Here is a 23,114-nt window from a genome sequence, read left to right as displayed (position 1 = left end):
ATGAAGCTCAACGAGCTGCGCGACAACGCAGGCGCCCGCCTGAAGTTCAAGCGCGTCGGCCGTGGCATCGGGTCGGGCAAGGGCAAGACCTCCGGCCGCGGCGTGAAGGGCCAGAAGGCCCGCACGGGCGTGTCGCTGAACGGGTTCGAGGGCGGTCAGCTCCCGATCTACCGGCGGCTGCCGAAGCGGGGCTTCGTCAACCTGTTCCGCAAGGCATACGCGCCGCTGAACCTGAAGGCGCTCAACGCCGCGCTCGAGTCGGGCCGCCTGCCGGCGGACCAGCCGATCGACGAGGCGGTGCTGGAGGCGGCCGGCCTGGTCCGCACCGGCGCCAAGATCGCCGGCGTGCGCCTGCTGGCGCATGGCGAGATCAGCCGCGCGGTGACCATCACGGTCTCCGGCGCCTCGGCGGCCGCGAAGGCGGCGATCGAGGCGGCGGGCGGCACCATCACGGTGCTGGTGCCGGCGAAGGAAGCGGCGCCCGCGGCGTGACGCTTGCGCCCCCCGCCTCCGGGGGGCTAGGTGATGCATCGTCAGGGCTGGCAGCGGCGCCGCGGGAATTGCCCCCCGGCGCCGCAGTCATGTTGCCCGCCGGATGAAGAAGGGCGAAATCATGGCGTCCGCCGCCGAACAGCTTGCGGCCAACCTCAACCTCGGCGTCCTTGCCAAGGCCACCGAGCTCAAGAAGCGCATCTGGTTCACGCTGGCCGCGCTGATCGTCTACCGCATCGGCACCTACGTGCCCGTGCCGGGGGTCGATGCCGCCGTCATGGCGGACATCCTCCGCCAGCATGGCAGCGGCATCCTGGGCATGTTCGACATGTTCACGGGTGGCGCGCTGGGCCGCATGACGGTCTTCGCGCTGAACATCATGCCGTACATCTCGGCCAGCATCATCATCCAGCTCATGAGCGCGGCGGTGCCGGCGCTCGAGGCCCTCAAGAAGGAGGGCGAGTCGGGCCGGAAGAAGCTGAACCAGTACACCCGCTACCTGACGGTGCTGATCGCCGTGTTCCAGGCCTACGGCATCGCCGTGGGGCTCGAGCAGATGCAGGGCAGCTTCGGCCCGGCGGTGTACGATGCCGGCCTGTTCTTCCGCATCTCCTGCGTGGTCACGCTGGTGGGCGGCACCATGTTCCTGATGTGGCTGGGCGAGCAGATCACCGCCCGCGGCGTCGGCAACGGCATCAGCCTGATCATCTTCGCGGGCATCGTGGCCAACCTGCCCTCCGCCCTGGTGGCGACGCTGGAGCTGGGCCGCACCGGCGCCCTCTCGCCGGTGTTCATCATCGCCTTCCTGCTGATCGCGCTGGCCGTCATCGCCTTCGTGGTGTTCATGGAGCGCGCCCAGCGGCGCATCCCCATCCAGTACCCGAAGCGCCAGGTCGGCAACCGCATGTTCGGCGGCGAGAACACGCACCTGCCGCTGAAGCTGAACACGGCCGGCGTCATCCCGCCGATCTTCGCCTCCTCGCTGCTGCTGCTGCCGGCCACCTTCGCGGGCTTCGCGGCGGCGGACCCCACGGCCGATTCCTGGCTGCTGCGGGTGGCGAACATGCTGGCGCACGGGCAGCCGCTCTACATGGCGCTCTACGTGGCGCTGATCATCTTCTTCGCCTTCTTCTACACGGCCGTGGTGTTCAACCCGACCGAGACGGCGGACAACCTCAAGAAGCATGGCGGCTTCGTGCCTGGCATCCGCCCCGGCCAGGCCACGGCGGACTACCTCGACCGCGTGCTGAGCCGGCTGACGGGCGTGGGCGCCATCTACCTCTGCATCGTCTGCCTGCTGCCCGAGATCCTGATCAGCCAGTACGGCGTGCCCTTCTACTTCGGCGGCACTTCCCTTCTGATCATCGTTTCGGTCACCATGGACACGGTGGCGCAGGTGCAGTCGCACCTGTTCGCGCACCAGTATGAGGGCCTGATCCGCAAGGCCCGCATGGGCGGCGGCCGCGGCGGCACCCCGCGGCTCCGCTGAAGGGAAGGGGACGGAGCATGTGCATGAGGCCGGGAAAACAGCGCCGATGAACCTGATTCTGCTGGGGCCCCCGGGGGCCGGGAAGGGCACCCAGGCCAAGCGGCTGGAGGAGCGCCACGGCATCGCGCAGATCTCCACCGGAGACATGCTGCGCGCCGAGGTGCGGAGCGGCAGCGCCATCGGCCAGCAGGCCAAGGCGATCATGGAGGCGGGCCAGCTGATGCCGGACGCCATCATCACCGCCATGCTGGCCAACCGGGTGTCGCAGCCCGATTGCGCGAAGGGCTTCATCCTGGACGGCTTCCCGCGCACCACGCCCCAGGCCGAGGCGCTGGACGTGATGCTGCGGGACAAGGGGCTGCGGCTCGACCACGTGATCGAGCTGAAGGTGGACGACGCGGCGCTGGTCGAGCGCATCGCCGGCCGCTTCACCTGCGCCCAATGCGGCGCCGGCTACCATGACAGCTTCAAGCCCACCGCGAAGCCGGGGGTCTGCGATGCCTGCGGCAGCACCGAGTTCGTGCGCCGCGCCGACGACAAGGCGGAGACGGTGGCCGCACGGCTCGAGGCCTACCACCGCCAGACGGCGCCGCTGCTTCCCTACTACGACGCGCAGGGCAAGCTGAGCCAGGTGGACGGCATGGCCTCGATGGACGAGGTGGCCCGCCAGATCGAGGCGGTGCTGGGCCGCTGAGCCATCGGGGCCGCGGGCCGGGGTGGCGAGGGGGGCGGGTTTTCCGCCCCCTTTTTCATGCGGTCGTTCCGGCTTGACTCCTGGGGCGCGCCCTCGCTAAACCCGCCCCTCTCGCGGGCGGAGGCAACTCCGGCCGCGATGATGGCCGTGTCTGAGGCACTTCCGACCCCGGGCCCGGCTGATCACCTTCGCCGGACACATTCTGCCGGTACCGAACGGGAGCCCATGAAGGCTCCAGGAGCAGGTCATCGATGGCACGCATTGCAGGCGTGAACATTCCTACCAACAAGCGCGTTCTCATTTCTCTTCGCTACATCTACGGCATCGGTCCGTCGAACGCGAAGGTGATCTGCGAGCAGCTCGGCATCCCCGAGGATCGCCGCGTCAACCAGCTGACGGATGAGGAAATCCTCAAGATCCGCGAGCTGATCGACCGCGAGTACCGGGTCGAGGGCGATCTGCGTCGCGAGAACGCGATGAACATCAAGCGCCTGATGGACATGGCCTGCTATCGTGGCCTGCGTCACCGCAAGGGCCTGCCCGTCCGTGGCCAGCGCACCCACACGAACGCCCGTACCCGCAAGGGCAAGGCCGTGGCGATTGCCGGCAAGAAGAAGGTGACCAAGTAATATGGCCCGTCAGCCCACCGGTCGCCCGCGGAAGAAAGAGCGCAAGAACATTGCCTCTGGCGTGGCGCATGTCCTCGCCTCCTTCAACAACACCATCGTCACCATCACCGACAGCCAGGGCAACGCCATCGCGTGGTCCTCGGCCGGCAGCCAGGGTTTCAAGGGCAGCCGCAAGTCGACCCCGTACGCCGCCCAGGTCGCCGCGGAAGACGCCGGCCGCAAGGCGCGCGAGCACGGCATGGAGACGCTGGAGATCATGGTCTCCGGTCCCGGCTCGGGGCGTGAGTCGGCCCTGCGCGCCCTGCAGGCCGTCGGCTTCTACGTGACGGCCATCAAGGACGTGACCCCCATCCCGCACAATGGCTGCCGTCCGCGCAAGCGGCGTCGGGTCTGAGGCGAGGCTGCAGGAGAAACCGTAGTGCTCGAGCGCAACTGGCGTTCCCTGATCCGTCCCGAGAAGCTCGATGTCGAGCCTGGGGCCGACCCCTCGCGCGTTGCGACGGTGGTGGCGGAGCCGCTCGAGCGCGGCTTCGGCATGACCCTCGGCAACGCGCTGCGGCGCGTGCTGCTGTCGTCGCTGCAGGGTGCGGCGGTCACCGCCATCCGCATCGACGGCGCGCTGCATGAGTTCTCCAGCCTGCAGGGTGTGCGGGAGGATGTCACCGACATCGTCCTGAACATCAAGCGCCTGGCCATCCGGATGCAGGGCGAGGGCGCCAAGCGCCTGCAGCTCACCGCCTCCGGCCCCGGCGAGGTGACGGCGGGGCAGATCCAGACCACCGGCGACATCGAGATCGCCAACCCGGAGCTGGTCATCTGCACGCTCGACGACGGCGCCAAGCTGTCGATGGAGCTGACCGTCGATGTGGGCAAGGGCTATGTCCCCGCCTCCGAGAACCGCCCCGAGGATGCGCCCATCGGGCTGATCCCCGTGGACGCCATCTATTCCCCCGTCCGCCGCGTGGCGTACCAGGTGCAGCCGACCCGCGTGGGCCAGCGCACCGACTACGACAAGCTGGTGCTGACGGTGGAGACGGACGGCACGGTGGCGCCGGACGATGCGGTGGCGCTCGCCGCCCGCATCCTGCAGGACCAGCTGCAGCTCTTCATCAACTTCGATGAGCCTCGCGAGCGCAAGGTGGAAGAGGTGCAGGACGACCTGCCCTTCAACCGCAACCTGCTCCGCAAGGTGGACGAGCTGGAACTGTCGGTCCGCAGCGCGAACTGCCTGAAGAACGACAACATCGTCTACATCGGCGACCTGGTGCAGAAGACGGAGCAGGAGATGCTCCGCACTCCGAACTTCGGCCGCAAGTCGCTGAACGAAATCAAGGAGGTTCTCGCCTCGATGGGGCTGAGCCTGGGCATGACCGTGCCCGGCTGGCCGCCGGAGAACATCGAGGACCTCGCCAAGAAGATCGAAGAGCCGTTCTGATTTTCGGCCGCGTGAAGGAATAGGACCATGCGTCACGGGGTTGCCGGCCGGAAGCTCGGCGTTACCTCCACCCACCGTATTGCGATGCTCCGCAATATGGCGACCAGCCTGCTCAAGCACGAGCAGATCACCACGACCCTGCCCAAGGCGAAGGAGCTGCGCCCGTATGTCGAGCGCATCATCACGCTCGGCAAGCGTGGCGACCTGCACGCCCGCCGGCAGGCCTACGCGCAGATCATGGACAAGAAGGTGGTGGACAAGCTCTTCACCACCATCGCCGAGCGCTACAAGGCGCGCCAGGGTGGCTACACCCGCGTCCTGAAGGCCGGCATCCGCTACGGCGACGCCGCCGACATGGCGGTGATCGAGCTGGTGGAGCGCGACGTCGCCGCCAAGGGCCTGGATTCCGGCCCGAAGCCCGAGGTCGCCGAGACCGAGGGCCAGCAGGACGCGGCGTAAGCCGCTCCTGCCACGGCAGGGTTGAGCGGGCGGGGCGGATGGGCAACCATCCGCCCCGTCTGCGTTCGCGGGGATCTTGCGGTGGGCCGTGCCGCGGGGCTTGATGCCCGCCACAGCGGAAGGAGCGCCCCGCCATGCGTGTCTCGGTCGTGCAGATGAACCCCGGCCACGACAAGGCCGAGAACATCGCCCAGGCCACCCGGCTGGTCGAGGCGGCCATCGCGGCGGACCGGCCTGGCCTTGTCGCCTTGCCGGAGATGTGGACCTGCCTCGGCGGCGACCGCGCCACCCGCCTCGCCGCCGCCGAGGCGCTGCCGCCCGAAGGCTCCGGCGCGGCGGGCGGCGAGGCCTATGAGTGCCTGCGCGGCCTGGCGCGGCGCCATGGCGTCCATCTCCATGGCGGCAGCATCGCCGAGAGCGGGGCGGAGGGCGGGCGGCTCTACAACACCACCCTGGCCTTCGGGCCAGACGGCACCGAGCTGGCGCGCTACCGCAAGATCTTCCTGTTCGACATCACCCGGCCGGACGGCAGCGGGCACCGGGAGAGCAACACCTACGCGGCCGGCGATCAGGTCGTCACCTATCGGGCGGGCGATCTCCGCGTCGGCTGCGCCATCTGCTACGACCTCCGCTTCCCCGAGCTGTTCCTGGCGCTGCGGCGGCAGGGGGCGGAGCTGATCCTGCTGCCTTCCGCCTTCACGCTGGAGACGGGCAAGGACCATTGGGAGCCGCTGCTGCGGGCGCGCGCCATCGAGACGCAGTGCTGGCTGGCCGCCCCCGCCACCTGGGGCCAGCACCAGGAGCGCGCCGGGCCGCGCCGCACCTACGGCCATTCCCTCGTCGTCGATCCCTGGGGCCATGTGGTCGCCCGCGCCAGCGACGGGAAGGGCTGGGCCACCGCGCGGCTGGACCCGGCGCTCACCGCCCGGCTGCGGCGGGACATGCCGGTGCTGGAGCACCGCGACGCCGCGCGGGTGCGCTGGGCATGACCGCCGCGCTGCTCGGCCCCGGCCATCTAGGCGACATGCCGGACCTGCCGCGGGAGCTGCACGGCCGCATCGCCTTCCTCGCCGCGCCCACGGAGGTGGCGGAATCGGCGCGGGCGCATTTCGTTGCCCTGCATGGCGATGCGCCGCCGGAGGAGGCCGCGGTGGTGGTGGCGCTGGGGGGCGACGGCTTCATGCTGGAGACGCAGCACCGCTTCCTCGGCCGCAACCTGCCGGTCTATGGCATGAACTGCGGCAGCGTCGGCTTCCTGATGAACGCCTTCCAGCCGGAGGAGCTGCCGGCGCGGCTGGCCGTGGCGCAATCCGCCACGCTGCACCCGCTGCGGATGCGCGCGGTGGACGCCACCGGCACGCTGCGCGAGGCGCTGGCCATCAACGAGGTGTCGCTGCTGCGGGAGACGCGCCAGGCGGCCAAGATCCGCATCCTGGTCGATGGCAAGGAGCGCCTGGCGGAACTGATCTGCGACGGCATCCTGGTGGCCACCCCCGCCGGCAGCACCGCCTACAACCTCTCGGCCTATGGCCCGATCGTGCCGCTCGGCGCCAACCTGCTGCCGATGACGCCCATCTCCGCCTTCCGCCCGCGCCGCTGGCGCGGCGCGCTGCTGCCGGCCGACGCGGTGGTGCTGTTCCAGATCCTGGAGCCGGGCAAGCGCCCCGTTGCCGCCGTGGCCGACAATGTGGAGGTGCGCGACATCCGCTCCGTCGAGGTGCGGGAGGATCGGAGCCTGCGCATGACCATGCTGTTCGACCCCGACCATGGCCTCTCGGAGCGGATCATCGCCGAGCAGTTCACCGTGTGATCCCGAGGCGCCGCTTCCCGTGCCTGATGCCGCCGGTCTATCGTTGCGGGTGTGCAAAAAGTTCCTGGGAGGAACGGGAATGTCGAACGGTGTTTCGCGGCGGCTGGCGCTCGCCATGCCCGCCTTGCTTCTGGGCGCCCCGCCGCTGAGCAGGCCCGGGCGGGCGCAGGGTGGCTTTCCCGGCCGACCGGTCCGCTTCATCGTGCCCTACACGCCGGGTGGCGTCTCCGACATCACAGCCCGGCTGATGGCCGAGCCGCTGGCCGGCAAGTGGGGCTTCCCCGTGCCGGTGGAGAACCGCCCGGGGGCGGATGGCATCATCGGCACCGAGGCGCTGGCCCGCGCGGCGCCGGATGGCCACACGCTGGCGCTGGTCTCGGTCGGCCACCCGGTGAACGCGGCCTTCTACAGGCTGCCCTACGACACCATGGCCGATTTCAGCTTCGTCACCCTCACCACGCGCACGCCGCTGGTGCTCTGCGCCGCGCCCGGCTTCGGCCCCTCCACGCCGGAGGAGCTGGTGCGGCATGCGAAGGACAAGCCGCCGGGCACCGTCACCTTCGCCGGCACGGGGGGCGTGGTGCGGCTGGCGCCGGTGCTGTTCGCGCAGCGGGCGGGGGTGGAGTTCACCTACGTGCCCTATCGCGGCAGCACCCAGGCGCATCCGGACCTGATGTCCGGGCGGGTGGACATCATGTTCGACACGGTGCCGGCGGCGCTGGGCCATATCCGGGCGGGCAAGCTGAAGGCGCTGGCCACCACCGGCGCCGAGCGCGCGCCGCAGCTGCCCGACGTGCCGACCATCGGCGAGGCGGCCATGCCCGGCTTCGAGGCCAGCACCTGGGGCATGGTGATCGCCCCCGCGAAGCTGCCGCCGGCGGTGCTGGCGAAGCTCTCGGCCGATTGCGCCGAGGCGGTGCGCCAGCCCCCGGTGGTGGAGCGCCATGCCGCGCTCGGCGCCGCCATCCAGACCTCCGCGCCGGAGGAGACGCGCGCCTTCGTGCAGGCGGAGATGGAGAAATGGGGCGAGGCCGCCCGCCGCGCCGGCATCCAGCCGCAGACGGTGGGCTGAAGCGGGACGGGATGGCGGGGGAGGGAGGCCTCCCCCGCCGCGTGGCTCAGTTGGCCTTGCGCACGCCCATGGCGACGGTGCGCTCATCCATGCGCGGCTCGTAGGTGAGGCCCTTCCGCACCGCCCAGGTGTTCACCAGCTGGTAGAGCGGCGTGACCGCCACATCGTCCATGGCGAACTTCACCGCCTCCTGCAGCAGCTTCTCGCGCTGCGCGTCGTCGATGGTGGCGGCGGCGCGGGCGGTCATGGCATCCAGCTCGGGGTTGGAGTAGCGGCCGGAATTGCTGGCGCCGGTGCGCTTCTCGCGGTCGTAGGTGCCGATGATGTTGACCAGCAGGTAGCTCGCCTCGCCGGTGGTGCTGCCCCAGCCAGACAGCCGCATGCCGAATTCCTGCCGGTTGGAGCGCACCGAGAAGGTGGTCCAGGGCAGCGCCTCCACCTGGGTCTGCACGCCGATGCGGGTCCACATCTGCGCCACGGCCTGGGCGGTCTTGGCATCGTTCGGGTAGCGGTCGTTTGGGCTGTGCAGGGTCATCCTGAAGCCCTGCGGGAAGCCGGCCTCGGCCAGCAGCTTCTTCGCGCCGTCCGGGTCGTAGGCCGGCGGCTTGACGGCGGGGTTGTAGCCGAAGGTGCCCGGCGGCAGCCACTGGCCGGTGGGCTGGGCAGTGCCCTCCATGATGCGCTCGGCCAGCGCCTCGCGCTGGATCGCCATGGAGAGGGCGCGGCGCACGCGCAGGTCCTGGAAGGGGTTCTGCGGCAGCGGCTTGCCGGCATTGTCGGTGACGAAGGGCACCTCGCCGGTGCGCGAGAAATCCGCCATCAGGTAGATCAGCCGCACGCCCTGGATCTCGGCGATGGTGATGCGGCTGTCGCGGCGCAGCCTGGCGAGATCGGTGGAGGGCACCTGGTCGATCACGTCCACATCGCCGGCCAGCACGGCGGCGCTGCGCGCCCCGTCATTGCCGATGAAGCGGAAATTGACCTTCTCCCACGGCTCCTTGCCGCCCCAGTAGGCGTCGTTGCGCACCAGCTCGGCGCGGTCGCCGGGGCGGTAGGCCTGCAGCCGGTAGGGGCCGGTGCCGATGGCGGCCTTGCCGCTGTTGTAGTCCTCGGTGGTGGCGCCCTCGCCCGCATGGCGGGAGATGATGGAGATGGCGCCCAGTTCCACCGGCAGCAGCGGGTGCGGCGCGGCGGTGTGGAAGCGGATGGTCAGCGGATCGACCACCTCGACCTTGGTGATGGCGCGCACGAAGCCGCCCATGCCGCCCGGGCTGTTCGGCACGTTGGGCGCGCGGGCGATGCTGAAGGCGACGTCATCGGCGGTGAAGTCACGGCCATCGTGCCACTTCACGCCGGAGCGGAGCTTGAACTCCCAGAGGGTGGGTTCCACCGCGCGCCAGCTCTCGGCCAGCATGGGGTAGGGCTGCGCGTTGGCGTCGCGCCCCACCAGGTAGTCGAAGACATGCATGGCCAGCGCGTGGTTGGGCGCCGCGTTGTAGAAATGCGGGTCGGCCGAGGTGACGGCGCCGCCGATGCCGATGTTCAGGGTCTGCGCCTGCGCCGGCAGGGCGATGGCCGAAAAGGCCAGCGGCACCGCGAGAAAAGTAGCGCAAAGCGATATTTTTCTTGGAATTTCCATGTTTGTTTCTCCGGACTGTCAGAACGCCGCAACCTAGCGACCCGGGGCCGCGCCTGCTACACTCCGCCGTGAAGAGGGTGTAATCTCCCGGGGGACGGTATCATGATGATCAGCATGCGGGCGGCCGCGATGGCCGCCGTTTCGGCGTTTGCGCTGAGTTCGGCGGTACCCGCCTCGGCGCAGAACCTCTCCATGGCGGTGGGCGCGCAGGTCACCTCGCTCGACCCCCACTATCATGCGCTGTCGCCGAACCTCGCCGTGGCGACGATGATCTTCGACACGCTGACGGCCTTCGATTCGGAATCCCGGATGGAGCCGGGCTTGGCCGAGAGCTGGCGCGCGGTGGAGCCCACGGTGTGGGAGTTCAAGCTCCGCCCGGGCGTGAAGTTCCACAACGGCAACGCCTTCACCGCCGAGGACGTGGCCTTCACCATCGCCCGCGTGCCGCAGGTGGTGAACAGCCCCTCCTCCTACGCCATCTACACCCGCGCCATCGAGCGGGTGGAGATCGTCAACCCGCTGACGGTCCGCTTCCACACCCGCTCGCCCTACCCGGTGCTGCCGAACGACCTCGGCCAGGTGGCGATCCTCGACAAGGAGACGCATGAGGGCGCCTCCACCGAGGATTTCAACAGCGGCAAGGTGGCGGTGGGCACCGGCCCGTTCCGCTACGTCAACTTCCGCTCGGGCGACCGGCTGGAGCTGGAGCGCAACGACGCCTACTGGGGCGACAAGCCGCACTGGGCCCGCGTGAACTACCGCATCCTGCCGAACGACGCCTCGCGCACCGCGGCGCTGCTGGCCGGCGACGTGGACTTCATCGACCAGGTGCCGACCAGCGACCTCGCCAACCTGCGCCGCAGCGACAAGGTCCGCGTCTCCGAGAAGGACGGGCTGCGCATCATCTTCCTGGCGCTGGACCACCTGCACCCGGAAGGCTCGCCGCAGATCACCGACGCCGAGGGCAAGCCGCTCGGCAAGAACCCGCTGCACGATCTGCGGGTGCGCCGCGCCCTCTCCACCGCCATCGACCGGCCGGCCATCGCCAGCCGCGTGATGGAGGGCACCTCGATGCCCTCCGGCCAGTTCCTGCCGCCCACCGCCTTCGGCGCCATCCCCGACCTCGCCGCCCCCAAGGCGGACCCGGACGCGGCGAAGAAGCTGCTGGCCGAGGCCGGCTACCCGAACGGCTTCCGCATCACGCTCAGCGGCCCGAACGACCGCTACATGAACGACGCCCGCATCGTACAGGCGATCGGCCAGATGTGGACGCGCATCGGCGTGCGCACCCAGGTGGACGCGCAGCCCTGGACCACCTTCATCAGCCGCGCCGGCCGCCAGGAATTCTCCGCCTTCCTGGTCGGCTGGGGCAGCTCCTCCGGCGAGGCGTCGAACCCGCTGCGTTCGCTCGTCGCCGGCTACGACCGTGACAAGGGCTTCGGCACCTCCAATCGCGGCCGCTATTCCAACCCCGAGGTGGACGCCAAGCTCGAGGCCGCGCTGCGCGAGCTGGACGACCCCAAGCGCGAGGCGCTGCTGCGCGACGCGACCCGGCTTGCCATGGAGGATGTCGCCATCATCCCGATCCACATCCAGAAGAACCTGTGGGCGATGCGCCCGACGCTGCAGCATGACAGCCGCGCCGACGAGCTGACCCGCGCGCAGGATGTGCGCCCCGCCAGCAGCCAGCCCGCGGCGCGCTGACGGCCATGGCGGTCTATCTCCTCCGGCGGCTGCTGCAGTCCGCCCTCGTCATGCTGGCGATGTCCGTCATCGTCTTCATCGGCGTCTATGCCATCGGCGACCCGGTCGAGATCCTGATCTCGCCGGACGCCGACCAGATGGAGCGCGAGCGCGCGATCAAGGCGCTCGGCCTCGACCTGCCGCTGTGGATGCAGTACCTCTCCTTCCTCGGCAACGCGCTGCGCGGCGATCTCGGCCGCAGCTTCGTGTTCAACGAGCCGGCGCTGCAGCTGATCCTGCAGCGCATGCCGGCGACGCTGGAGCTGGCCTTCGGCGCCATGTTCATCGCGCTGCTGATCGGCCTGCCGCTCGGCCTCTATGCCGGCCTCAAGCCCAACTCGACCGGCTCCAAGCTGGTCATGGCCGGCTCCATCCTCGGCTTCTCGCTGCCCACCTTCTGGGTGGGGCTGATGCTGATCATGGTGTTCGCCGTGCAGCTCGGCTGGCTGCCCTCCACGGGCCGCGGCCCGACGGTGGAGGTGCTCGGCCTGCGCTGGTCCTTCCTCACCTGGGACGGGCTGCGCCACCTGGCGATGCCGGCGCTGAACCTGGCGCTGTTCAAGATCAGCCTCGTCATCCGCCTGACCCGCGCCGGCGTGCGCGAGACGATGCTGATGGACTACGTGAAGTTCGCCCGCGCCAAGGGCCTCAGCCCGGCGCGCGTGACCTATGTCCACGTCTTCAAGAACATCCTGATCCCGGTCGTCACCGTGGTCGGGCTGGAGCTGGGCTCCACCATCGCCTTCTCGGTGGTAACGGAGAGCGTCTTCGCCTGGCCGGGCATGGGCAAGCTGATCATCGACAGCATCAACGTGCTCGACCGCCCCGTGATCGTCGCCTACCTGATGATCATCGTGCTGATGTTCATCACCATCAACCTGCTGGTGGACCTCGCCTATTCGGCGCTCGACCCGCGGGTGCGGCTGGAGAACAAGTGAGATGAGTGTTTCCACAGCCGAGACCGCCGTGCCGCCCGCCAAGGCGCCCAAGGTCGAGACGCCGTTCCGCCGCTTCGTCTCCGAGTTCTGCGAGAGCAAGCTGGCCCTGGTCGGGCTGATCGTCTTCGCGATCATCGTCTTCATCGCCGTCTTCGCGCCCTTCCTGTCGCCGCAGAACCCCTACGACCTGGCGCAGCTCGACATCATGGACGGCCGCCTGGAGCCGGGCACGCGCGACGGCGCCGACACCATGACCTACTGGCTCGGCACCGATGACCAGGGGCGCGACATGCTCTCCGGCATCATGTACGGGCTGCGCATCTCGCTGATGGTGGGCGCGGGCTCCGCCATCATCGCCTGCGCCGTCGGCGCCTCGCTCGGCCTGCTCGCGGCTTACGCCGGCGGGCGGACCGACACCGTCATCATGCGGCTGGTCGACCTGCAGCTCTCCTTCCCGACCATCCTGGCGGCGCTGATGATCCTGGCCTTCCTGGGCAAGGGTATCTTCAACGTCGTCATCGCGCTGGTCATCGTGGAATGGGCCTACTACGCCCGCACCGTGCGCGGCACGGCGCTGGTGGAGCGGCGGCGGGAATACATCGAGGCGGCGCAGTGCCTGGCGCTGCCGACGCGCCGCGTCATCTTCCGCCACCTGCTGCCGAACTGCCTGCCGCCGCTGATCGTCGTCGCCACCATGCAGATCGCCCGGGCCATCGCGCTGGAGGCGACGCTGTCCTTCCTCGGCCTCGGCGTGCCGATCACCGAGCCCTCGCTCGGCCTGCTGATCTCGAACGGCTACGAGTACATGCTCTCCGGCAAGTACTGGATCAGCTTCTACCCGGGCATCGCGCTGCTCGTCACCATCGTCTCGATCAACCTGGTGGGCGACCAGATGCGCGACGTGCTCAATCCGCGGCTGAAGAAGTAAGGGGCGGCATGTCTCAGACCCAGATGCAGACCACCTCCATGGCCGCCACCGCCGCGGCCCCCACGCTCGAGGTGCGTGACCTGCAGACCCACTTCTTCACCCGCGCCGGCGTGGTGAAGGCGGTGGACGGCGTCTCCTTCACCGTCGGCCGCGGCAAGGTGCTCGGCCTGGTGGGCGAGTCCGGCTCCGGCAAGACGGTGACGGGCTTCTCCATCCTCGGGTTGGTGGACGCGCCGGGCCGCATCGTCGGCGGCGACATCCTGTTCCACGGGCAGAACCTGGCGAAGCTCAAGGAAGAGGAGATGCGGCAGCTTCGCGGCAACCGCATCGCCATGATCTTTCAGGACCCGATGATGACGCTGAACCCGGTGCTCCGGGTCGACACGCAGATGATCGAGACCGTGCTGGCCCACACCAAGGTCAGCAAGGAGGAGGCCCGCCAGCGTGCCCGCGACACGCTGGGCATGGTGGGCATCCCCTCGCCGGACGAGCGCCTCAAGAGCTACCCGCACCAGTTCTCGGGCGGCATGCGCCAGCGCGTGGCCATCGCCATCGCGCTGCTGCACCGCCCCGAGCTGATCGTGGCCGACGAGCCGACCACGGCGCTGGATGTCACCATCCAGGCCCAGATCCTGGCCGAGGTGCAGAAGCTTTGCGCCGAGACCGGCACGGCGATGATCTGGATCACCCACGACCTCTCCGTCGTCGCCGGCCTCGCCGACGACATCGCGGTGATGTATGCGGGCCGGGTGGTGGAGCGCGGCGCGGTGAGCGAGGTGCTCGACCAGCCGCTGCACCCCTACACCCACGGCCTGATCGGCAGCGTGCCCAGCCGCAACAAGCGCGGCGAGAAGCTGCGGCAGATCCCGGGCATGACGCCCTCGCTGCTGAGCCTGCCGCCGGGCTGCGCCTTCCGCACCCGCTGCCCCCGCGCCCAGGAGGATTGCGCCCGCGACCCGGCGCTCTCCGAGCTGATGCCCGGCCGCCTGGCGCGCTGCTTCCATCCGCATCTGGCGGCCCAGGGCTCCGCAGTCCGGGGCGCGGCCGCCGAGGGGAACCCCGCATGAGCGCGACCAGCACCGTCCGTTCCGCCGCCTCCGTGGCGGCAGGTGAGGCCGCCGCGCCGATCATCGAGCTGAAGGGCGTCTCCAAGCGCTTTTCCAAGAAGCTCGATTTCGCCGGCAAGATCGCCCAGAAGCTCGGCGCCCCGGTGAAGGACGAGACCGTCCATGCGGTGGACGGCGTCGACCTCGTCGTCCGCAAGGGCGAGGTGGTCGGGCTGGTGGGCGAATCCGGCTGCGGCAAGTCCACCCTCGGCCGCATGGTGGCCGGGATCATGCCGGCCAGCGCCGGCGAGATCTTCTGGCACGGCAAGAAGCTGGACACGCTGACGGGCGCCGAGGCGCGCAACGCCAAGCTGCAGACCCAGATGATCTTCCAGGACCCCTATGCCAGCCTGAACCCGCGCATGCGGGTGGCCGACATCGTGGGTGAGGCGCCGCTGGTGCACGGCCTGACCCGCCGTGGCGAGTGGGACGCCTATGTGGACAACCAGATGCGCCGCGCCGGGCTCGACCCGGCCTTCAAGCGCCGCTACCCGCACCAGTTCTCGGGCGGCCAGCGGCAGCGCATCGGCATCGCCCGCGCGCTGGCGGTGCAGCCCGAGTTCATCGTCTGCGACGAGGCGGTGGCCGCGCTCGACGTCTCCATCCAGGCACAGATCCTGAACCTGTTCATGGAGCTGCGGCAGGAGCTGAACCTCACCTACCTGTTCATCAGCCATGACCTCGGCGTGGTGGAGCACCTCTCCGACCGCGTGGTGATCATGTATCTGGGCCGGGTGGTGGAGGAGGCGCCGGCCGAGGAGATCTTCGCCCGCGCCAACCACCCCTACACCCAGGCCCTGCTGGCCGAGGTGCCGCGGATCGAGGCGCGCAAGAAGAGCTTCGCCGGCATCAAGGGCGAGATCCCCTCGCCGCTGAACCCGCCTTCGGGCTGCCACTTCCACCCGCGCTGCCCGCACGCCTTCGCGCGCTGCAGGGTGGAGCGGCCGGCGCTGCGCGAGATCGCACACGGCCACAAGAGCGCCTGCCACCTGAACGACGCCGCCTGAGTTACAAGCCGGCGTGAGGGAAGGGGGCCGGGGCCTTGCGGCCCTGGCCCCTTCCTTGCGAGGTGGCGCCCATGCGCCGCTTCCCGCTCCCCATCCTCCTCCCGCTCCTCCTGGCCAGCTGCGGCATGGCTGATTCGCGCGACGTGGAATTGTCCCGCACCAGCCTCATCGGGCTGACGCGCGCCGACCTGTATGTCTGCGCCGGCTTCCCCACCAAGCGCGAGCGGATCGACGTGGTGCGCGAGATGCTCAGCTACGAGCTGAAGAGCGGCCAGGGCGGCGGGCTCAACCTCACCCTGCCGGTGGCGGGCGACCTGACCGTGACCGGCAGCGGCCATTACTGCCATGCCACCTTCGAGCTGATCGATGCCCGCGTCACGCGCGTGGGCTTCGCGGGGGACAAGGACATCCCCGGCGCGCCGGGCGCCTATTGCGCGCCGCTGATCCGCGAATGCCTGCGCCCCGTGGGCGCCGCCGCGAGCCCGCCCGCCGAATAGGGCAGGGGAGAGGGGCCTACTCCTCCTCCGCCTCCGCCACGGGCAGGATGGCGGTTTCCTTGGCGGAGGTGATGGCGAGGATGGTCTCCGTCCGCTCCACCCCCGCCTGGCCGCGCACCTGCTCGGCCACGAAGCGCTCCAGCGCGGCGAGGTCGGGCAGGCGCAGCTTCAGCAGGAAGGTCCAGGCGCCGGTGACGTGGTGGCACTCCAGCACCGGCTCCGCCGCCCGCATGGCGATGCGGAAGGCGTTCTCCTCCCGCCCCGGCCGCATCGAGACGAAGACGAAGGCGAGCATGGGGCAGCCGATGGCGGCGGGGTCCAAGTCGGCGCGCCAGCCGCGGATGGTGCCGCGCTCCTCGAGTCGCTTCACCCGTTCGGCGGTGGCTGAGACGGAGAGGCCGGCCACCTTGGCAAGCTCGGCAAGGCCCGCCGCGCCATTATCCTGGAGGGCGACGAGGATGTTCCGGTCGATGACGTCCATGGCGCGAGTTTATCCGGCGTTTCCCGCGCAGGAAACGTGCAAATCTCGCGGAGCAGGGTGGCCCGGAAGGGAAAAGGGGAAGGCGGAGGGAAAAATGCCCCTCCGCGGTCCGGTCAGATGTAGTGCTCGGCCAGCGGCGCGAAGCCGTTGAAGCCCTGGCTGGCATAGGTGGTGACATAGGCGCCGGTGGAGAGCAGCTCCACCCGGTCGCCGCAGTCGAGCGCCAGCGGCAGGCGGTAGTTGGACTTCTCGTACAGCGTGTCCGTGCTGTCGCAGGTGGGGCCGGCGATGGTCACCGGACCCTCGGCGCCGCCGTCATGCGGCGTGCGGAAGGCGTACTTGATGGCCTCGCCCTCGGTTTCGGCCAAGCCGCCGAAGCGGCCGATGTCGAGATACACCCAGCGCACCGGGTCGTCCTGCTCCTTGCGGGAGACCAGCACCACCTCGGCCGAGAGCACGCCGGCATCGCCCACGATGAAGCGGCCCGGCTCGATCAGGATCTCGGGCAGGGCATTGCCGAAATGCTCGACCATGGCGCCCATGATGGCGGCGCCGAACGCGTCGATCTCCGGCACCTCGGCGCGGTAGCGCACCGGGTAGCCGCCGCCGAGATTGGCCATGCGCAGGTTGATGCCGGCGTCCTTCAGGTCGGTGAACAGCATCGCAACGCGGGCGATCGCGGCCTCATAGGCGGCGGTGCGGGTCTGCTGGCTGCCGACATGGAAGGAGATGCCGTAGGGGTCGAGGCCGAGGTCGCGCGCCATCACCATCAGGTCGCGCGCCATGTCGACCTCGCAGCCGAACTTTTTCGACAGCGGCCACTCGGCGCCGACATTGCCCACCAGGATGCGGCAATAGACCTTGGCGCCCGGCGCCGAGCGGGCCAGCTTGCGCAGCTCCGGCTCGGAGTCGAAGGCGAACATGCGCACGCCGGCGGCGTAGGCGGCCTGGATGGCGCTCTCCTTCTTCACCGTGTTGCCGAAGGAGATGTCCTCGGGCCGGGCGCCGGCGTCGAGGCAGAGGCGGACCTCCTCCAGCGAGGCGGCGTCGAAGCAGGACTGCATGTCCACCAGGCGGCCGAGGATCGGCGCGGCCGGGTTGGCCTTCACGGCATAGTAGATACGGGCCAGCGGCATGGCGGCCTTCAGCCGGCCATAGTTCTCCGCGACGCGGTCCACGTCCACGACAAGGCAAGGCGTCGCCGGGGCGGCGTCGCGCAGGAAGCGGGAGACCTTCGGGGTCATCGCACACCCTCCGATACGGGAGGACTGCCCGGTTTTGCCAGGGTCAGCCCCAAGTTGACGAAACGGTCGAACGAACCAGCGACCAAAGAGAGGCCGGGTGGGGGCTTGCGCCCTTTGCCGGGGTTGCCAGAACGCTTGACGTCGTTGCGTAAACCTTTGGCCGGACAAGACCGGCCTGGGGCCAGAGGCACGTGCGTACTGCGTCTGAGGGGGCATATAGAGATCTCTGCCCCGCGCGCAAAGCGTTTTCGGGCCTCAACCCGGTTTTTTTCCGCATACCTCCCCCGCAGCGCAGGAAAGTTCCGGTGAAGAAGCGCAAGGCGGCGGGAAGCCTCGCGCGCCAAAGCCCCGCTTCAGGCGAATCCCTCCGTTTCCGCCGCAGCCAGCGCGGCGGGGCTGCCGTGCAGCCGCACCACGGCCCGCGCCGCCTCCCGCGCCAGGGCCAGGATCTCCGCCTCGGAGGGCGAGTCGGCCAGCCCCAGTGTGGCGCGCAGGAACAGGTCGCCGCGCAGCAGGGCCAGGAACTGGTCCGCCACCAGCACCGTGTCGGTGCCGGGGCGGAGCTGGCCCCGCGCCGCCTGCTCCTCCAGCCAGCCGGCCAGCCAGTGCCGCAGCGCCTGGGGGCCGGCGGTGTAGAAGGCGCGCGCCAGCTCCGGCGCGCGGATGCACTCGGCCACCACCACGCGGTGCAGCGCGCGCACCCGCGGCTCCAGCAGGAAGCGCAGCCACCGCGCGCCCAGCGCCGCCAGGGCGGGGGCCAGCGCATGGCCCGTCCCGGCCTGCGCCGCCGAGGCCATCTCGTCCTGCATGCGCCGGCAGTTGTTGCCGACGATCTCGGCGAAGAGCGCGTCCTTGCCCGGGAAGTGCGCGTAGAGCGTGGCCTTGGAGACCTGCGCGGCGCGCGCCACCGCGTCCATCGAGACGGCGGCATAGCCTTCCGCCATGAACAGCCGCGCTGCCGAGTCGAGCACGGCGCGGCGCTTGGGGGAGGCGTCGTCGCAGCAGGGGCCGGGGAGCGGGCCGGGAGGCGGAACGGGGGCGGTTGCGGACATGATGCGTTGAATAGGGGGAGGAGAAGCCCGGCTTCAAGGAGGAAACTGAACGGTTCAGTTCAGTCTTGACTTGGGGTGGCGCCGGGCGCATCTGCCCTCCTAAATGAACTGAACCGTTCAGTTCCGAGGCTGTCCCGATGAACGCTCCCGTCTCCCCCGCCGCCGAAGCCGCCCGCGCCACCCCGGCCGGGCCGCCGCCCGCGCGCCGCTCCCGCCGCCGCTGGCTGCTTCGCCTGCTGCCGCTGGTGGTGCTGGCCGGCGCCGTGCTGGGCGGCGGCTGGTACTGGCAGGTGGGCCGCTTCCTGGCCGAGACGGACGACGCCTATGTGCAGGGCGACATCGTCGTGCTCAGCCCACGCATCGAGGCCGAGGTGGCCGAGGTCCTCATTGCCGACAACCAGCGGGTGAAGGCGGGCGAGGTGCTGATCCGCCTCGACGACCGCGACGCCCGGCTGCAGCGCGACCAGGCCGCCGCCGCCCTGGCCGAGGCCGAGGCCGCCGTCACCACGGCGCGCGAGACCCTGGCCCAGCTCGCGGCGCAGGTGGATGCCAGCCAGGCGCAGATCGAGCAGGCCGCCGCCGAGCGGCAGAGCGCCCTGGCCGAGCGCGAGCGGGCCGAATCCGAGCAACGGCGCACCGCGGCGCTGGCCGGCAGCGGCTGGTCCTCCCGCCAGTCGGCCGAGCAGGCGCTGGCCGGGCAGCGCAAGGCGGAGGCCGCGCTGCGCCCCGCCGACGACGGCCGCCCCGCCGCCGAGGCGGAGCTGCTGGTGCGCCAGCGCGCCGTGCCGGTGCAGCGCGCCCAGCTCGCCCAGGCCGAGGCGCGGCGGGAGCAGGCGCGCGCCGCGCTGGGCCTGGCCGAGAACACCCTCTCCTACACCGAGCTGCGCGCGCCCTTCGACGGCATCGCCGGCAACCGCGCGGCGCGGCTCGGCCAGCATGTGCGGCCCGGGCAGCAGCTCATCGCCGTCTCGCCGCTGCCGGAGACGCTCTATGTCACGGCCAATTTCAAGGAGACGCAGCTCGCCGGCATGCGCCCCGGCCAGCCGGTGGAGCTGGCGGTGGATGCCTTGTCTGGCCACGCGCTGCACGGGCATGTGGACAGCTTCGCCCCCGCCACCGGCAGCCAGTTCAGCCTGCTGCCGCCGGAGAACGCCACCGGCAACTTCACCAAGATCGTCCAGCGCGTGCCGGTGAAGCTGGTGCTGGAGCCGGGGCAGGACCCGGCGCTGCTGGCGCGGCTGCGCCCCGGCCTCTCGGTGGTGGCCGAGGTGGACATGCGCGCCGACCCGCACGCGCCGCGCGGCCTGTTCTCGGCCGCCGCCGCCACGCTCGGGCTGAAGTAAGGGAAGGGAGGGCGCCACGATGAGCGCCTCCACCGCCGCGCCGCAGCCCGTGGCGCTGACGCCGCGCGCCCGCATCGGCTTCATGGCCATGGTGTTCGGCATGTTCATGGCGATCCTGGACATCCAGATCGTCTCCGCCTCCATCGCCGAGATCCAGGCCGGCCTCGCCGCCAGCCCGGACGAGGCGAGCTGGGTGCAGACCAGCTACCTGATCGCGGAGATCGTCATGATCCCGCTCTCGGGCTTCCTGTCCCGGCTGCTCTCCACCCGGGTGCTGTTCACCCTCTCGGCCGGCGGCTTCACCCTGTTCTCGCTGGCCTGCGCCATGGCCTCCAACCTCGGCGCCATGGTGGCCTTCCGCGCCGCGCAGGGCTTCATCGGCGGCGCCATGATCCCGACGGTGTTCGCCGCCAGCTTCCTGCTGTTCCCGGGCGCCAGGCGGGCCTCGGCCATGGTCATCATCGGCCTCACCGCGACGCTGGCGCCGACCATCGGCCCGACGCTCGGCGGCTGGCTGACCCAGGCCTTCTCCTGGCACTGGCTGTTCCTGATCAACGTGCCGATCGGCGCCGCCATCGCCCTGGTGGTGTGGAACACGGTGTACATCGACCGCCCCGACCCCTCGCTGCTGGCGCGGTTCGACTGGTGGGGCCTGCTGTTCATGGCGCTGTTCCTGGGCAGCCTGGAATACGTCATGGAGGAAGGCCCGCGCTGGGACTGGCTGGCGGACGAGATGGTGCGCAACTTGGCCTTCCTCTGCGCCGTCTCGGGCGTGCTGTTCTTCTGGCGGGCGCTCTCGCGCGAGGAGCCGATCGTCGACCTGCGCGCCTTCACCAACCGCAACTTCACCCTGGGCTGCATCCTCAGCTTCACCATGGGCATCGGGCTGTATGGCGCGGTCTACCTGATCCCGCTCTTCCTCGGCCGGGTGCGCGGCTACAACTCCATGCAGATCGGCGAGGTGATGTTTATCACCGGCCTGTGCATGTTCCTGGCCGCCCCCGTCGTCGGCCGGCTTCTGGCGCGGTTCGACCCGCGCATCCCGCTCGCGGCGGGGCTGGTGCTGTTCTTCTGGTCGCTCCACCAGACGGCGCAGCTGACGGCGCAGAGCGCCTTCCCGGAGCTGGCCTTCCCGCTCGGCCTGCGCGGCGTGGCCATGATGCTGTGCATGGCGCCGATCAACCAGATGGCGCTCGGCACCATCCCGCCCGCGGCGCTGAAGGGCGCCTCCGGCCTCTACAACCTGATGCGCAACCTGGGCGGCGCGGTGGGGCTGGCCGCCATCAACACCCTGGCGACGGACCGCTCCTACCTGCACCGGCTGCACCTCTCCGAGCAGGTGAACTGGGCGCGGGAGGGGGTGCTCGCCTACCAGGACACGCTGGCCGGCGCCTATGCGGGGCGGCTGGGCGAGGCGGCGGCGGACGTGGCGGCGCTGGCGCGCATCAAGGCGCTGGTGGCGCAGGAGGCGCTGGTGCTGGCCTACAACGACACGCTGCTGGCCATGGCATTCTGCTTCCTGGCCTCGCTGCCGCTGGTGCTGTTCCTGCGCCGCCCCGGCCCGGGCGGCGGCGGGGACGCCCATTGACGGAAGAATTCTTCTTTTTCTGAAGAAAAAGAAGCAAAAAGACTTCTCCAGTTTGGCGTCCCGCTATCCGTCAGCGCCACGCCAAACCGACAAAAGTTTTTTGGTTCTTTTTTTCAAAAAAGAACAATTGCTTTCTAGTTCATCGCCATGCAGCGGCTGCGCGTATCCTCGCGCCGGCTGACCAGCTGGCAGGTGACCCACTTGCCCTCCTTGCGGAGCAGGTAGGCGATGCCGCCGAGATTGCCCGCCATGTCCACGATCTCCCAGCCATCGTCGAGCAGCGCCTGGAGCGGGATGGTCAGCTCCTCGTAGCGCGTCTCGATGCCGGGCTGGGTGGTCTGGGCCGGGGCCTGCGCCGGGGCCAGGCTGGCCAGGGCCAGCCCGGCCAGCAGCGCCGCCCGCCTCACCGGATCAGCCCGGAGAGCGGGCTGGAGGCGTCGGCGGCGTAGTTGCGGGGCATGCGGCCGGCGAGATGCGCGTGCCGCCCGGCCTCCACCCCCGCCTTCATGGCGCGCGCCATCCGCACCGGGTCCTTGGCATGGGCGATGGCGGAGTTCAGCAGCACCGCGTCGCAGCCCAGCTCCATCGCCTGCGCCGCCTCGCTGGCGGTGCCGATGCCGGCATCCACCAGCACCGGCACCTTCGCCTGCTCGATGATGGAGCGCAGCATGAAGGGGTTGCTGAGCCCGAGGCCGGAGCCGATCGGCGCGCCGAGCGGCATCACCGCCACGCAGCCCATCTCCTCCAGCCGCTTCGCCGCCAGCGGGTCGTCGGCGCAGTAGACCATCACCTGGAAGCCGTCCTGGATGAGGGCGGCGGCGGCCTCGAAGGTGGCCGGCATGTCCGGGTAGAGGAAGGGCGGCGGTCCCAGCACCTCCAGCTTCACCAGGTTCCAGCCGCCGGCCTCGCGGGCGAGGCGCAGGGTGCGCACCGCCTCCTGCGCCGTGTGGCAGCCCGCCGTGTTGGGCAGGTAGGTGTAGCGCTTCGGATCGACGAAATCCTGCAGCATGGGCGCGTTGCGGTCCGCCAGGTTCACCCGGCGCACCGCCACCGTCACCATCTCGGCGCCGCTGGCCTCGATGGCCGCCGCCGTCTCCTCGAGCGACTTGTACCGCCCGGTGCCAACCACGAGGCGCGAGTGGAAGCGGCGGCCCGCGACCTCCCAGGAATCCTCGGTCTGGTTCTGGTAGCCGTCCATGGACTCAGCCCCCGCCAATGAAGTGCACGATTTCCAGCGTATCGCCCGCGGCCAGGGGGGTCGCGGCATAGGCGGAACGGGGCACGATCTCCAGGTTCCGTTCCACCGCCACCTTGCGCGTGTCCAGGCTGAGCGTGCCCAGCAGGTCCGCGATGGTCGCGTCCCGCTGGATGAAACGGGTCTCCCCGTTGATGGTGATCTCGATGCTGTCCGCCATGCCGCGGAATGTGGCGCGGCGCGGCGCCGGGGGAAAGGGGGGGCGGGGCATCG

At 70.1% G+C, this 23,114-nt stretch carries 25 protein-coding genes; 18 read left to right on the top strand and 7 right to left on the bottom strand.

Translation table 11 applies throughout. The features are described from left to right. The 10 genes from rplO to ACFOY6_RS12270 all read left to right on the top strand — a co-directional run bounded on the left by rplO (position 1) and on the right by ACFOY6_RS12270 (position 8,080). A complete protein-coding gene (gene rplO, locus ACFOY6_RS12315; protein ID WP_109517950.1) occupies positions 1–492 on the top strand; it encodes a 50S ribosomal protein L15 in 492 nt (163 codons plus the stop codon). Positions 493–613: 121 nt separating this feature from the next. Further along, complete coding sequence (secY, locus tag ACFOY6_RS12310) at positions 614–1,981, top strand: preprotein translocase subunit SecY (RefSeq protein ID WP_109518032.1); 1,368 nt, start codon at positions 614–616, stop codon at positions 1,979–1,981. 46 nt (positions 1,982–2,027) lie between these two features. Next, on the top strand, positions 2,028–2,675 hold the full coding sequence (locus tag ACFOY6_RS12305; RefSeq protein WP_109517949.1) for an adenylate kinase: 648 nt from the start codon (positions 2,028–2,030) through the stop codon (positions 2,673–2,675). A 251-nt stretch (positions 2,676–2,926) separates the two neighbouring features. Continuing rightward, positions 2,927–3,304 (top strand): 30S ribosomal protein S13, encoded by a 378-nt coding sequence (gene rpsM / locus ACFOY6_RS12300; RefSeq protein WP_099096437.1) that lies wholly within the window; start codon positions 2,927–2,929, stop codon positions 3,302–3,304. Position 3,305: 1 nt separating this feature from the next. Next, positions 3,306–3,698 (top strand): 30S ribosomal protein S11, encoded by a 393-nt coding sequence (gene rpsK, locus ACFOY6_RS12295; protein WP_099096438.1) that lies wholly within the window; start codon positions 3,306–3,308, stop codon positions 3,696–3,698. 24 nt (positions 3,699–3,722) lie between these two features. Further along, a complete protein-coding gene (locus ACFOY6_RS12290; RefSeq protein ID WP_109517948.1) occupies positions 3,723–4,739 on the top strand; it encodes a DNA-directed RNA polymerase subunit alpha in 1,017 nt (338 codons plus the stop codon). A 27-nt stretch (positions 4,740–4,766) separates the two neighbouring features. Then, on the top strand, positions 4,767–5,198 hold the full coding sequence (gene rplQ, locus ACFOY6_RS12285) for a 50S ribosomal protein L17 (protein WP_109517947.1): 432 nt from the start codon (positions 4,767–4,769) through the stop codon (positions 5,196–5,198). A 134-nt stretch (positions 5,199–5,332) separates the two neighbouring features. Continuing rightward, a complete protein-coding gene (locus ACFOY6_RS12280; protein WP_379650981.1) occupies positions 5,333–6,187 on the top strand; it encodes a carbon-nitrogen hydrolase family protein in 855 nt (284 codons plus the stop codon). A gap of 35 nt (positions 6,188–6,222) precedes the next feature. Further along, positions 6,223–7,008, top strand: coding sequence for an NAD kinase (locus ACFOY6_RS12275; RefSeq protein ID WP_379650989.1), 786 nt, complete (start codon positions 6,223–6,225; stop codon positions 7,006–7,008). Between the two features lie 79 nt (positions 7,009–7,087). Then, complete coding sequence (locus ACFOY6_RS12270; RefSeq protein ID WP_379650979.1) at positions 7,088–8,080, top strand: tripartite tricarboxylate transporter substrate binding protein; 993 nt, start codon at positions 7,088–7,090, stop codon at positions 8,078–8,080. 46 nt (positions 8,081–8,126) lie between these two features. Here ACFOY6_RS12270 and ACFOY6_RS12265 read toward each other — a convergent pair whose 3' ends face one another. Further along, positions 8,127–9,719, bottom strand: a complete 1,593-nt coding sequence (locus tag ACFOY6_RS12265; protein ID WP_379631416.1) for an ABC transporter substrate-binding protein — start codon at positions 9,717–9,719, stop codon at positions 8,127–8,129. A 102-nt stretch (positions 9,720–9,821) separates the two neighbouring features. Here ACFOY6_RS12265 and ACFOY6_RS12260 point away from each other — a divergent pair, with 102 nt between their 5' ends. The 6 genes from ACFOY6_RS12260 to ACFOY6_RS12235 all read left to right on the top strand — a co-directional run bounded on the left by ACFOY6_RS12260 (position 9,822) and on the right by ACFOY6_RS12235 (position 15,938). Beyond that, positions 9,822–11,423 (top strand): ABC transporter substrate-binding protein, encoded by a 1,602-nt coding sequence (locus tag ACFOY6_RS12260; RefSeq protein ID WP_379650977.1) that lies wholly within the window; start codon positions 9,822–9,824, stop codon positions 11,421–11,423. A 5-nt stretch (positions 11,424–11,428) separates the two neighbouring features. After that, positions 11,429–12,400 carry an ABC transporter permease gene (locus ACFOY6_RS12255; RefSeq protein WP_109517941.1) on the top strand — a complete coding sequence of 324 codons (972 nt, stop codon included), beginning with the start codon at positions 11,429–11,431 and terminating at the stop codon, positions 12,398–12,400. A 1-nt stretch (position 12,401) separates the two neighbouring features. Next, complete coding sequence (locus tag ACFOY6_RS12250) at positions 12,402–13,328, top strand: ABC transporter permease (RefSeq protein WP_379650975.1); 927 nt, start codon at positions 12,402–12,404, stop codon at positions 13,326–13,328. A gap of 8 nt (positions 13,329–13,336) precedes the next feature. Further along, the gene (locus ACFOY6_RS12245; protein ID WP_219929769.1) at positions 13,337–14,395 is read left to right on the top strand and encodes an ABC transporter ATP-binding protein; all 1,059 of its coding nucleotides are present in this window, start codon (positions 13,337–13,339) and stop codon (positions 14,393–14,395) included. Beyond that, the gene (locus ACFOY6_RS12240; protein WP_379631410.1) at positions 14,392–15,441 is read left to right on the top strand and encodes an ABC transporter ATP-binding protein; all 1,050 of its coding nucleotides are present in this window, start codon (positions 14,392–14,394) and stop codon (positions 15,439–15,441) included. Before ACFOY6_RS12245 ends, ACFOY6_RS12240 begins: the two co-directional genes overlap by 4 nt. A gap of 71 nt (positions 15,442–15,512) precedes the next feature. Further along, positions 15,513–15,938 carry a hypothetical protein gene (locus ACFOY6_RS12235; protein ID WP_379650972.1) on the top strand — a complete coding sequence of 142 codons (426 nt, stop codon included), beginning with the start codon at positions 15,513–15,515 and terminating at the stop codon, positions 15,936–15,938. A gap of 16 nt (positions 15,939–15,954) precedes the next feature. Here ACFOY6_RS12235 and ACFOY6_RS12230 read toward each other — a convergent pair whose 3' ends face one another. The 3 genes from ACFOY6_RS12230 to ACFOY6_RS12220 all read right to left on the bottom strand — a co-directional run bounded on the left by ACFOY6_RS12230 (position 15,955) and on the right by ACFOY6_RS12220 (position 18,715). Beyond that, a complete protein-coding gene (locus tag ACFOY6_RS12230) occupies positions 15,955–16,419 on the bottom strand; it encodes an Lrp/AsnC family transcriptional regulator (protein WP_109517937.1) in 465 nt (154 codons plus the stop codon). A 113-nt stretch (positions 16,420–16,532) separates the two neighbouring features. Continuing rightward, positions 16,533–17,663, bottom strand: coding sequence for a type III PLP-dependent enzyme (locus ACFOY6_RS12225; RefSeq protein ID WP_379631406.1), 1,131 nt, complete (start codon positions 17,661–17,663; stop codon positions 16,533–16,535). Between the two features lie 353 nt (positions 17,664–18,016). Further along, positions 18,017–18,715: a TetR/AcrR family transcriptional regulator gene (locus tag ACFOY6_RS12220; protein WP_379631404.1), complete on the bottom strand. Its 699-nt coding sequence runs from the start codon at positions 18,713–18,715 to the stop codon at positions 18,017–18,019. 137 nt (positions 18,716–18,852) lie between these two features. Between ACFOY6_RS12220 and ACFOY6_RS12215 the strand changes: the two genes are divergently transcribed. After that, positions 18,853–20,058, top strand: coding sequence for an efflux RND transporter periplasmic adaptor subunit (locus ACFOY6_RS12215; protein WP_379650970.1), 1,206 nt, complete (start codon positions 18,853–18,855; stop codon positions 20,056–20,058). A 19-nt stretch (positions 20,059–20,077) separates the two neighbouring features. Then, complete coding sequence (locus tag ACFOY6_RS12210; RefSeq protein WP_379650968.1) at positions 20,078–21,646, top strand: DHA2 family efflux MFS transporter permease subunit; 1,569 nt, start codon at positions 20,078–20,080, stop codon at positions 21,644–21,646. 134 nt (positions 21,647–21,780) lie between these two features. On the opposite strand, the gene ACFOY6_RS12205 is transcribed toward ACFOY6_RS12210, so the two are convergent. Genes ACFOY6_RS12205 through thiS form a run of 3 tightly spaced genes read right to left on the bottom strand, consistent with a single transcriptional unit; the run spans position 21,781 to position 23,112 of the window. After that, entirely contained in the window at positions 21,781–22,053 is a 273-nt protein-coding gene (locus ACFOY6_RS12205; RefSeq protein WP_379631398.1) for a hypothetical protein, read from the bottom strand. Continuing rightward, a complete protein-coding gene (locus ACFOY6_RS12200) occupies positions 22,050–22,844 on the bottom strand; it encodes a thiazole synthase (RefSeq protein WP_109517932.1) in 795 nt (264 codons plus the stop codon). The genes ACFOY6_RS12205 and ACFOY6_RS12200 overlap by 4 nt, the downstream gene beginning before the upstream one ends. A gap of 4 nt (positions 22,845–22,848) precedes the next feature. Beyond that, entirely contained in the window at positions 22,849–23,112 is a 264-nt protein-coding gene (thiS, locus tag ACFOY6_RS24390; RefSeq protein WP_245906484.1) for a sulfur carrier protein ThiS, read from the bottom strand. Between the last annotated feature and the right edge of the window lie 2 nt (positions 23,113–23,114).

Origin of the sequence: Teichococcus aestuarii (assembly GCF_042651065.1) — a bacterium.
Classification (GTDB): Bacteria; Pseudomonadota; Alphaproteobacteria; order Acetobacterales; family Acetobacteraceae; genus Pseudoroseomonas; species Pseudoroseomonas aestuarii.
The sequence above is the reverse complement of the archived record's forward strand: the minus strand, read 5'-3'. Positions and strand labels throughout refer to the sequence as shown.